This is a genomic window from Aeromicrobium sp. Leaf272 (genome assembly GCF_001422865.1).
Taxonomy (GTDB): domain Bacteria; phylum Actinomycetota; class Actinomycetes; order Propionibacteriales; family Nocardioidaceae; genus Aeromicrobium.
This window is the reverse complement of record NZ_LMMY01000009.1, coordinates 618,066-619,268: the sequence shown is the minus strand read 5'-3', so window position 1 is coordinate 619,268 and position 1,203 is coordinate 618,066. Positions and strand designations below refer to the sequence as shown.

The 1,203-nt window shown below is 74.6% G+C and carries 1 protein-coding gene; it reads left to right on the top strand.

Annotated elements, in window-relative coordinates:
* Positions 1-57 precede the first annotated feature (57 nt).
* Complete coding sequence (hisC, locus tag ASF38_RS04645) at positions 58-1,128, top strand: histidinol-phosphate transaminase (RefSeq protein ID WP_056573980.1); 1,071 nt, start codon at positions 58-60, stop codon at positions 1,126-1,128.
* Positions 1,129-1,203: the final 75 nt, after the last annotated feature.

The following is a 1,203-nucleotide window of genomic DNA, read 5'->3' as shown; positions in this document are numbered from 1 at the left end:
GGGCGCTGGTCACGACAGCATCATCGCGGTCCAGCGGCGCGCGGCTACCCTCGGCCCATGACCGTCCCGCTGCCGCGCTCCGTCGTCGACGCCATCCCCGGCTACAAGGCCGGCCGCGCCGCCGAGCTCGACGAGCTGAAGCTCTCGAGCAACGAGAACCCCTTCCCGCCGCTGCCGGGCGTCGTCGAGCGCGCCGCGGCCGAGCTGGCTCGCGTCAACCGCTACCCCGACGCCGGCGTCACGCTCCTGCACGACGCGCTGGCCGCCCACCTGGACCGACCGACCGAGGCGTTCGCCGCGGGCACCGGCTCGGTGGCCGTGCTGTTCTCGCTCCTCGACGCCTACTGCGGTCCGGGTGACGAGGTGGTGACGGCGTGGCGCTCGTTCGAGGCGTACCCGATCGCCGTCACGGTCACGGGGGCCACGCACGTGCGCGTGCCGCTGCGCGCGGACGCCACGCACGACCTCGACGCCATGGCCGCGGCGGTCACCGACCGGACGAAGGTCGTCGTCGTCTGCACGCCGAACAACCCGACCGGCCCGGTCGTCGGCCATGACGAGCTGGAGCGCTTCGTCGAGTCCCTGCCCCCGTCGGTGCTGGTGGTCGTGGACGAGGCGTACGTGGAGTTCGTGCGTGACCCGGCCGCCGCACGTGGTCTGGAGCTGCAGGCGCGGTTCGACAACGTGGTGGTCCTGCGCACCTTCTCGAAGGCGTACGGGCTCGCCGGCCTGCGTGTCGGCTACCTCGTGGGCCACGCCGACGTGGCTGCGGCGACGCGCAAGGCGACGCCCCCGTTCAGCGTCACCGACGTCGCCCAGGCGGCCGCGGTCGCGTCGCTCGAGGCGCGCGACGAGCTGGCCGAGCGCGTCGAGTCGGTCGTCGCCGGGCGTGCGACGCTGCTCGAGGGCCTGCGCGGCCAGGGCTGGACCGTCCCCGACAGCGAGGCGAACTTCGTGTGGCTGCCCACCGACGACGGCCCCGCCCTCGCCGAGGCACTGTGGCCCGTCTCGGTCCGTCCCTTCCCCGGCCCGGTGCCCGACGGCGGCGGCGTGCGGATCAGCGTCGGCACCGACGCGGCCAACGAGCGTCTGCTCGACGCCGCGGCGCGGCACCTGACGGGGCGGTAGCCGAGTCCCGTCCTGCTGCTGCGCTGCTCTGGCTGGGTCTGGTCCTGCGGCTGCGCTGCGTCGGCTGGGTCTCGT

Coding starts and splice junctions, on each gene's coding strand:
- hisC (WP_056573980.1), top strand. CDS start 58: ATGACCGTCCCGCTGCCGCGCTCCGTCGTCGACGCCATCCCCGGCTAC.